The sequence below is a fragment of the Mycobacterium sp. genome (genome assembly GCF_052145595.1).
GTDB lineage: Bacteria > Actinomycetota > Actinomycetes > Mycobacteriales > Mycobacteriaceae > Mycobacterium.
This window is the reverse complement of the sequence record NZ_JBKQOI010000283.1, coordinates 34253-43182: the sequence shown is the minus strand read 5'-3', so window position 1 is coordinate 43182 and position 8930 is coordinate 34253. Positions and strand designations below refer to the sequence as shown.

The 8930-nt window shown below is 67.1% G+C and carries 11 protein-coding genes; 4 read left to right on the top strand and 7 right to left on the bottom strand.

Annotated elements, in window-relative coordinates; genetic code table 11:
• Window positions 1-127: 127 nt before the first annotated feature.
• The 3 genes from ACLP4W_RS24725 to ACLP4W_RS24715 form a co-directional block, all read right to left on the bottom strand.
• On the bottom strand, window positions 128-994 hold the full coding sequence (locus ACLP4W_RS24725; RefSeq protein WP_442390023.1) for a DUF559 domain-containing protein: 867 nt from the start codon (window positions 992-994) through the stop codon (window positions 128-130).
• A 106-nt stretch (window positions 995-1100) separates the two neighbouring features.
• Window positions 1101-1577 (bottom strand): DUF2771 domain-containing protein, encoded by a 477-nt coding sequence (locus ACLP4W_RS24720; RefSeq protein WP_442390028.1) that lies wholly within the window; start codon window positions 1575-1577, stop codon window positions 1101-1103.
• Window positions 1578-1612: 35 nt separating this feature from the next.
• The gene (locus ACLP4W_RS24715; RefSeq protein WP_442390022.1) at window positions 1613-3277 is read right to left on the bottom strand and encodes an MFS transporter; all 1665 of its coding nucleotides are present in this window, start codon (window positions 3275-3277) and stop codon (window positions 1613-1615) included.
• A 130-nt stretch (window positions 3278-3407) separates the two neighbouring features.
• On the opposite strand from ACLP4W_RS24715, the gene ACLP4W_RS24710 reads away from it, so the two are divergent.
• Complete coding sequence (locus ACLP4W_RS24710; protein WP_442390027.1) at window positions 3408-4271, top strand: DUF3027 domain-containing protein; 864 nt, start codon at window positions 3408-3410, stop codon at window positions 4269-4271.
• On the opposite strand, the gene ACLP4W_RS24705 is transcribed toward ACLP4W_RS24710, so the two are convergent.
• Together ACLP4W_RS24705 and ACLP4W_RS24700 are read right to left on the bottom strand one after the other, a co-directional pair.
• A complete protein-coding gene (locus ACLP4W_RS24705; protein ID WP_442390021.1) occupies window positions 4268-4723 on the bottom strand; it encodes an SRPBCC family protein in 456 nt (151 codons plus the stop codon). The genes ACLP4W_RS24710 and ACLP4W_RS24705 overlap by 4 nt on opposite strands.
• A 30-nt stretch (window positions 4724-4753) precedes the next feature.
• A complete protein-coding gene (locus ACLP4W_RS24700) occupies window positions 4754-5029 on the bottom strand; it encodes a DUF2530 domain-containing protein (protein WP_442390020.1) in 276 nt (91 codons plus the stop codon).
• 199 nt (window positions 5030-5228) lie between these two features.
• On the opposite strand from ACLP4W_RS24700, the gene ACLP4W_RS24695 reads away from it, so the two are divergent.
• From ACLP4W_RS24695 to ACLP4W_RS24685, 3 genes are read left to right on the top strand one after another with little or no spacing between them, the layout of a single operon-like run.
• The gene (locus ACLP4W_RS24695) at window positions 5229-5660 is read left to right on the top strand and encodes a MarR family transcriptional regulator (protein ID WP_442390019.1); all 432 of its coding nucleotides are present in this window, start codon (window positions 5229-5231) and stop codon (window positions 5658-5660) included.
• Window positions 5657-6511 carry a TrmH family RNA methyltransferase gene (locus ACLP4W_RS24690; RefSeq protein WP_442390018.1) on the top strand — a complete coding sequence of 285 codons (855 nt, stop codon included), beginning with the start codon at window positions 5657-5659 and terminating at the stop codon, window positions 6509-6511. The genes ACLP4W_RS24695 and ACLP4W_RS24690 overlap by 4 nt, the downstream gene beginning before the upstream one ends.
• A 26-nt stretch (window positions 6512-6537) precedes the next feature.
• The gene (locus ACLP4W_RS24685; RefSeq protein WP_442390017.1) at window positions 6538-6825 is read left to right on the top strand and encodes a DUF2537 domain-containing protein; all 288 of its coding nucleotides are present in this window, start codon (window positions 6538-6540) and stop codon (window positions 6823-6825) included.
• On the opposite strand, the gene sepH is transcribed toward ACLP4W_RS24685, so the two are convergent.
• On the bottom strand, window positions 6822-7577 hold the full coding sequence (sepH, locus tag ACLP4W_RS24680; RefSeq protein WP_442390016.1) for a septation protein SepH: 756 nt from the start codon (window positions 7575-7577) through the stop codon (window positions 6822-6824). The genes ACLP4W_RS24685 and sepH overlap by 4 nt on opposite strands.
• A gap of 121 nt (window positions 7578-7698) precedes the next feature.
• The gene (gene serC / locus ACLP4W_RS24675; protein WP_442390015.1) at window positions 7699-8817 is read right to left on the bottom strand and encodes a phosphoserine transaminase; all 1119 of its coding nucleotides are present in this window, start codon (window positions 8815-8817) and stop codon (window positions 7699-7701) included.
• Between the last annotated feature and the right edge of the window lie 113 nt (window positions 8818-8930).

Here is an 8930-nt window from a genome sequence, read left to right as displayed (position 1 = left end):
GCGGGCCTTCGAACTCCTCGACGTATCCCACCGCCACGGTCTGGCGTAGTCAGTAGCCCACACCCACCAGATCACAAAACCCCACGTCAACACCCCAACCCGTCAACACAGCAGGGGGAACTTCGGGTTAGAGTGGGCAGCCGGCGGCGAGCAGGGCACTACGGACGCGTGCCACGACGACGTGGGGTCGATATCGCAGCAGGTCGGCGCTGACCCGGATGATCGCCCAGCCGCGGGCCTCGAGTTCGGCCAATCGATCGATGTCCCGGGTCCGCTGCGCGGGATCGGTCCGGTGTTGCGCGCCGTCGAATTCGACGCCGACCTTCCACTCCTCCCAGCCCATATCAATCCGCGCGATGACCGCGCCCCAGTCGTTGACCACCTCGATCTGGGTCTGGGGGCGCGGCAGCCCGCTGGTGATGAGAACCAAACGGGTTTTCGTCTCATAAGGTGATTCGGCGCCGGCGTCGATTAGGGGCAAAGCCTGTCGCAATTGCACCAACCCGCGCGCCCCCCGATGGCGCTCGGCCACCAGTTCCACGTCGGCCACCTTCACCTCGCTCGCCCGCACCAGCGCGTCGAGCCGAATCACCGCTGCGGTCAGTCCTTTTCGTCTTCCCAGGTCGAACGCCGTGCGTGCCGGTGTGGTCAGCCGAATCCCGTCGCACATACACGTTTCATCCTCGTCGAGGGTGTCGCTGTGCAGGATGATCCCGCGTGCCTTATCACGGCTACCCCGGTTCAGCTCGGCCGGCAACCAATCGTCGATCCACGCCGTGCGGTGTAGCGCTGCCGCGGACAGGCCCGCAACCGTCGCGGAACGCCCCGACCACAGCCAGGCAGCGACCGCCCGGGTCACGGGCGTCAGCTTCTGCGCGCGAGGGATGTACACGTTGCGATGGACCATCTCGAAATCGGTCCGCAATCGATGCGGTGTGACGATTCCGGCTGCGAGCGCTTCGGTTCCTCTGAAAGGCCAGTCCAGGATTTGCATGCGAGCACGATGCCTGGCCCCACCGACACCCTCCGCCCAACGTCGACCTGTTGCGCCTAAAACGACCTAAATCCGCACAACAAGTCGACGTTCGGCCCTGGAGAAGTCAGGACGTCAGCCGCACCGACCATTCCGCGTGCGGGACGGCGCGGACCGTAGTGATGTCGTTCGTTTGGCCCTCGTCGATCACCAACGTGAGCAACTGCACCACAATCCCGGTCAGCCGCCCGCGCTGAGGATCGACCGACGGAATGGTGACCGCCAGCCGGGTGCCCGGACGAAACATCGTGGTGGTGGCGTTGGCGGGATCGTCATATACCTGCAATAGCCGCCAAGGGGCCCGGGAAATCGCTTCGGGGACCGAAAGTTGCACCGGATAGTGCTCGTCGAACGGTAGCTCGCCCTGAGTCTGCGGTGTCTGGCAGTCGTTGAGGTTGAGCACATTGCAGTACAGGTACGGCCCCACCCGGGTCAGGTGTCCGTGTGAATACGCGCTGATCTCGGGTCGCTGTGGGCCGGTCGGGCGCACGAGCAGCCACGTTCCGACTCCAGCCGCCACGGCGAGCAACGTCACCGAGGCCATGAACAGCACGGCCGCACCCCGCCTTTTCCTGGGTTTCACTCCGGCACCGCCGCCGGCCTGCCGGCGCCGTGGCGCAGCCCCTCCTGCTCGACCATCACCGGCCGATTACCGCCGAGGCCGGGAATCAACGAGTTGCCGCGGAAGCTGACAAGGGTCTGCGCCAGCCCAAGGATGAGCACGGCGGTGACGACGGTGAAGCCGACCCACAACTCGGTGTACAACAAGACGCCCAGTGCCCCACCCAACACCCAGGCCAGCTGCAGCGTCGACTCGGAGCGCCCGAAACCCGATGCCCGCGATTCCTCGGGGAGATCGTTTTGCAGCGAGGCGTCCAGCGAGGCCTTCGCGATAGCGCTGGACCCCGAGGTGACCAAGGTGGCGATCACGGCCACCATCAGGTTGCCCGCCACCGCGGCCGCCAAGGCGGCCGCGCACACCGCCACCGTGCAGCGCACCACCAGCACGGCCGGCCTGCCCAGCCGCAGGCGTGCGCTGGTGAAGTTGCCGGCGAAATTGCCCACAGCGGCCGCGGCGCCGATCATGCCCAGCATGCCCAGTTGAACCCAGCCGTTGGCTTGATGCGCCTTGGCGACGAACGCCGGATACAAGAACAGGAAGCCGACCATCACCTTGATGGTGCAATTGCCCCACAGCGAGGTAATGATGTTGCGGCCCAAAGGTTGTCGGAGTGTTCCGCTTACCTTCTTGACTTCTTCGGGCCAGCTTCGCCGCAGCGGGCCGCTGTCCCGGTGATAACTCAAGGTGGCCGGGACCTCACCCTCGGTCACCTCGACCCAGCGCGGAATCCGCATCGACAGCGAGGCGCCGACAATCGTGACGGCGATGACGACGAACAACGCGCCGGGCAGCTTGAACAAGTGGGTGCAGGCGAATTCCACGCCGGCAGCGACGGCACCGCCGGCGATGGTGCCGCCGAGCAGACCGAACACGGTCAGGCGGGAGTTGACGCGAACCAGGTCGATGGTCGGCGGCATCACCCTCGGTGTCACCGCACTGCGCAGCACACTGAACGACTTCGAAAAAACCATCGTCGCCAGCGCGCATGGATAGAGCACCATCGACGGGTAGCTACCGGTGGCACCGTCGTAGTTCATGATCAGCACCAATGCCAGCGCGGTGCGAAGCGCGAACGACGCAGCGAGTGCGACGCGGCGGCCGTGCTGAAGCCGGTCCAGCGCCGGTCCGATGAGTGGCGCGATAACCGCGAACGGCGCGATGGTGATCAACAGGTACAGCGCGACTCGGCCCTTGCTCTCTCCGGTCGCCGCGGCGAAAAACAGCGTGTTCGCCAGCGCGACGGCCATCGCGGCATCCACCGCGAAGTTGGCTACCACCGGCCACGTCAGCGCGGTCAGACCGGACTTGTCGGCGCCGTCGGCGGTGGCGGCGCGCTGGACCATCCAGTACATTCGGGAACCCATTTCGCGGCTGCGCTGCGCCGCGGCGCGGGTGACGGTGATGCGTTCGCCGGGTTCGGGATCACGCGGCGAGCTGTCACTGCGGTCCGATTCTGGCTGCTGGCCCAGAGGAGGCAGATAACGGTTGGCGCTCGGCATCGGCGGCGGACGGCGCGCGCGGCGATCGTCGGAGTCGTCGGCCGGGTAGTTGGCCACGCCCGGATGCTGGTTGGCCGATCCCTTGAGGTCCGGGCGGGTCCGGCGGCCCGGGTTGGAGGCCACGCGGCCCGGATCATTACGCCGCCGTCCAGACACGAACCAATTCTCCCCTATGCCGACTCCGTGCGTCCGCAGGTAACCGGGTGTGGCTCGCCAACCTAGTATTGGAGGCGCAATGCAGAGAGGGGACACCGTGACCGGACCCATCGAGGAACCCGCCGCGACGACCGTGGCCGAGTGGCCGGACGATTTGGCGGCGGTGCTCATGGCTGCGGCCGACCAGGCCAGGGCCGCCGTCGAGGAGTTCTGCGGCCCGGATGCCGTGGGGGATTACCTCGGTGTCAGCTACGAAGATCCAAACGCCGCCACTCACCGATTCCTGGCGCATCTGCCCGGTTACCAAGGGTGGCAGTGGGCGGCCGTCGTCGCGGCTTATCCCGGTTCCGACCACGCCACAATCAGTGAAGTGGTGCTCATCCCCGGGCCGACGGCGCTGCTGGCGCCCGAATGGGTGCCCTGGGAGCAGCGGGTCCGGCCAGGGGATCTGAATCCCGGAGACCTGCTGGCGCCGGCGGCGGACGACCCACGCCTGGTTGCCAGCTACACCGCCAGCGGTGACCCGCAGGTCGACGAGACCGCCGCCGAATTCGGGTTCGGCCGGCGCTGGGTGATGAGCGCCTGGGGCCGCCTGGATGCCGCCGAACGATGGCACACCGGAGACTACGGTCCCGACTCGGCGATGGCCCGCTCCACCAAACGCGTGTGCCGCGATTGTGGGTTCTTCCTGCCGCTGGCGGGATCGCTGGGTTCGATGTTCGGCGTGTGCGGCAACGAGCTTTCCGCCGACGGACATATCGTGGACAAGCGGTACGGCTGCGGTGCCCATTCCGACACCCCGGCTCCGGCGGGCAGCGGCTCGCCGATGTATGAGCCGTACGACGACGGCGTACTCGACATCATGGAGCGGCCGCCCGCATCGGAGCCCGAGGCCCAACCCGAGTCGCCGCAGTCTGAGGCGGAACCGCCCGAATCTGAGCCGAAGCCGTCGGAGGACTAACGCTTCTCGGCGGCGGCTTTGATGTTTGACAGCGAGGCGTTCATGCCGTCAACCAACTCGCGCTCGAAGTTCGCGGTTCCGCCGAAGAGCGCGTTCACCGTCAGGTTCGAAAATGCGCTGACGCCGTTTTCGGCGTGACGGCTCTCGATTACCCGCGTGCCCTCGCCGTTGGGCTCGAGCTCGTAGCTCCAGATGCTGCGATTGGCGTTCACTCGGAACGCAAGTCTCTTTTCGGGAATTACCTCTACGACCGTGCACGTGGTGGGCCAAAACATCCGGTTGCGCCGATTGAAATTAAGGGTGCGCGTGCCTTGCCGGAGCGGGCCGAACGGCTTCATCCAGCGACACTGTGGGCTCCACTCCGGCATTCGCCGAAAATCGGATATCAACGCCCAGACTGTCGAAGCCGGCGCGTTGATATCGACTTGCGCTTGCAGCAGCGGCGCTACCATGGCTCCTCCTGGGTCCGGAATTGTCCGAATCTATTTGTGGTCGAGATAGGTTTCGAGTCCGGCTTGTGCACCGCGGGCGCCGCGGCGGGCGGCGGCGAGCTGCCACACGAAGATTCCGGTTCCGAGCAACCCGGTTCCCAGTCCGCCCAGTGTCACCGAGCGCCAACCCTGCAGGGTGGGTACGAGGAACGCAAGGGCCGCGGCGACCATCCAGCCCAAGAAGCCGACCGCGATGACGGGCCACACCTGGAGCAGCGCGGGTGGAAGTGGCGGCGCCTCGCGGTTCTGGCCGGGTTCGACAGACATCGTGATTAACATAGCCCCGCAACGACGCGGGCGGCTGCATGGTCTGAGGCGGGGAAGCCGGGCAATCAAGCAGGCCTCGGCGGGCGCTCCGACAACGAAAGTGTGCCGCCGAAATTTGCCGCAGCAGAGCGAACGGACCAAAGTCCGTCGTTTGCCATTTAGTCTCCCGAGTTTCTTGGGTTCCGTGTAACCTCGCGCCATGCCTGACAGCGATGGGCGGCTGGCCAGCGACTTGTCGCTGGCCGTCATGCGGCTGGCCCGCCAACTGAGGTTTCGCAACCCGTCTTCTCCGGTAACGCTATCCCAGCTGTCGGCGCTGGCAACCCTGGCCAACGAGGGTGCCATGACTCCCGGCGCGCTGGCCATTCGCGAGCGCGTCCGTCCGCCGTCGATGACCCGGGTGATCGCCTCGCTGGCCGACATGGGTCTCGTAGACCGCGCCCCGCACCCCGTCGACGGCCGACAGGTGCTGGTCTCGGTGTCCGAGTCCGGCGCCGAGTTGGTCAAGGTCGCGCGTCGCGCTCGCCAGGAGTGGCTGGCGGAGCGGCTGGCGACACTGGACAGCGACAAACGTGAAACCCTGCGCAACGCGGCCGATCTGATGTTGGCCCTGGTCGACGAAAGCCCGTGAGCGCACGTTGTATTGACGGCGTGGATGTTCAGGACGTCAACGACCCCGACGATCCGAGGCTCGACGATTTCCGCGACCTGAACAGCGTCGATCGTCGTCCCGATCTGCCCAGCGGCAAAGGTCTGGTGATCGCCGAAGGCGTGCTGGTCGTACAGCGCATGCTCGCGTCCCGCTTCACCCCGCACGCCCTGCTGGGTACCGACCGCAGGCTGGCCGAGCTCAAGGAGGACCTGGCTGGTACCGGAGCGCCGTTCTACCGAGCATCCGCCGATGTGATGGCGCGGGTGGTCGGCTTCCACCTCAACCGCGGCGTGCTGGCGGCCGCCAAGAGGGTGCCGGAACCCAGCGTTGCACAGGTAGTCGACGGCACCCGTACCGTCGCGGTGCTCGAGGGCGTCAACGACCACGAGAACCTCGGCTCGATCTTTCGCAACGCCGCGGGGCTGGGCGTGGACGCGGTGGTATTCGGCAGCGGCTGCGCGGATCCGCTGTACCGTCGCGCCGTCCGAGTGTCCATGGGCCACGCGTTGCTGGTGCCTTATGCACGGGCTACCAGCTGGCCCACCGACCTTGTGCTGTTGAAAGAGAACGGATTTCGGCTGCTGGCGATGACTCCGCTCAGCGAAGCGCGCACGTTGGCGGAGGCGATGGCCGCGGCGCGTGACGAACCTATCGCGGTGATAGTGGGCGCCGAGGGCCCGGGGCTGACGGCGGGCACCCTGCGGCTGAGCGATGTGCGCGTGCGCATCCCGATGTCGCGGGGTACCGACTCGCTCAACGTCGCGACCGCGGCGGCTTTGGCCTTCTATGAACGGGCGCGCGGCGGGGGTGCTTCCGCTTGCGGGGGATAGCCGGGCAACCAGGCTAGGCTCGGTCGGTGAGCGACGCGCGCGACCATTCTGCGCCCTGGGCAACGGGTTTGACGGTCGCCGGGTTCGTCGCTGCGGTAACCGGGATCAGCGTTGTGGTGCTGAGCCTCGGGCTGATCCGGGTGCATCCGCTGTTGGCGGTCGGCCTCAACATCGTGGCGGCCGGAGGGCTGGCGCCGACGCTGTGGGGATGGCGGCGCACCCGGGTGCTGCGCTGGTTTGTGCTGGGTGCGGCCGTAGGTGTGGCGGGCGCGTGGCTGGCGTTGCTCGCGCTGGTGGCGTCGGGGAGCGCCTAGCGGTGTCCGCCTGAGCGCACCCCGAGCAGCACATCCTCCCAAGCCGGAATGACCGGCTTGCCGCGCCGGGTGTGCACCGGCTGTTCGGGGGAAGCGGTGGCCTCCGGCTTCGCCGTCTCCTCGAAGTCGAGGTGGGCCACCCGCGCGAGCGGCCGCAGCGGACGCTCGAAGTCCGGGTCGATCAGCTCGCCGGCCGCGTCGTCGACCGCGGTGACCGTTCCGCCATGGGCGCCGAGAATGAAGCAAAAATGTGCGATGTTGTCGGATCGGCCGATCTTCCAGGCAAGCTGCACCGTCCAGCGGCTGTCTTCGTTGCGCCAGGCGTCCCAGCTGAGTTTGTCGGGGTTGAGGCCGCGGGCCACGAATGCCGCGGTCACGGTTTCCAGCAGGGTCAGCACCGCGGGGCCGTCGGCGAGCATCGGATGCGCGGCCGTTGCCAGCTCCGCGGCGCGGAAACGCTCCAGCAACACCGGGTGGGCAAACCGGCGGACCCGCACGACGTCGGTGCCCGACGCCGCGGCCACCTGCTCGACGGACGCGCCAGCCCGGATCCGGGCCTGAATTTCCTTGGGGCTCAGCATGTTGCTGAGTTGCATGTCGAGCTGCGGTTGCTCTGGGGGCGTCACTTCGCCGCGTAGGGCGGCGGCCAGGTTCTCGTCGGCCGGTAGCTTGAACTGTTCCGCGGGGTCCCCACTCTCGCAGATGATGTGTTTGCCGTCGTCGTCGAGCCGAACCAGTTTGAGTTCCCGCATGGCTTCTCCTCGCAGGATCCGTGCAGGCCGGCAACGGACCCGTCAGGTGCGCACTCTAGTGCAGCTAACGCCCATAACCCGCTCTGACACGCTGGCGGGTTGCAGGCTGATGACCGCGAGGTTAAAGCCGCTCGACTACCCAGTCGATGCATTGGGTGAGGGCGCTGACATCGTCGGGGTCGACGGCGGGGAACATCGCGACCCTTAGCTGGTTTCGCCCGAGTTTGCGGTAGGGCTCGGTGTCGACGATGCCGTTGGCCCGTAGGGTCTTCGCGACGGCCGCGGCGTCTACGTCGTCGACGAGGTCGATGGTGCCCACCACCTGCGACCGCAACTTGGGGTCGGCGACGAACGGCGTGGTGTAGGGCCGCTCTTCCGCCCAGGAGTACAACCGCTGCGACGAGTCCGCCGTGCGCTTGACCGCCCAGTCCAGCCCGCCGTTGCCCAGCAGCCAATCGAGCTGTTCGGCCATCAGCGCCAGCGTGCCGATCGCCGGCGTGTTGTACGTTTGGTTCTTCAGGCTGTTCTCGACCGCGATCGGCAGCGACAAGAAGTCGGGAACCCAGCGACCGGACGCGGCGATGGACTCGACGCGGGCCAGCGCGGCCGGGCTCATGACGGCCAGCCACAACCCGCCGTCGCTGGCGAAGTTCTTCTGCGGCGAGAAGTAGTAGGCATCTGCCTCGGTGATATCGACCGGCAGCCCGCCGGCGCCAGACGTCGCGTCGATGACGACCAGGGCTTCGCCGGAGCCGGCCGGGCGGCGGACCGGCACCGCGACCCCGGTCGATGTCTCGTTGTGCGCCCAGGCGATCACATCGACCGACGGATCGGCCTGCGGCTCGGGAGCACTGCCGGCATCCGCCTTGATAACGATGGGATCGCCGACGAACGGGTTGTTGCTGACCGCGGAGGCGAACTTCGAGCTGAACTCGCCGAACGCCAGGTGCAGCGAGCGCTTGTCGATCAGCCCGAAAGCCGCGGCATCCCAGAACGCCGTAGCGCCGCCGTTGCCCAGAATGACCTGGTAACCGTCGGGCACGGAGAACAGTTCGGCTACTCCCGACCGAACCCGGCCCACGAGATCCTTGACGGGCGCTTGCCGGTGCGAAGTGCCGAACAACGTCGCCGCGGTGGTGGTCAACGCCTTCAGTTGTTCGGGTCGGACCTTGGAGGGACCGCACCCGAAGCGGCCGTCGCGGGGTTTGATGTCAGCGGGGATCTCAAGCTGGTCAGCCATGTCAACCAGCCTAGTGAGCGATCCCGAGGCCCTGACGCCGCGGGCCGATTGTGCGCAGTCCGGGCTGTCGGATAACGCCTGGCCGTCCACCCGTGAAGTCCCGTGGGATGTGA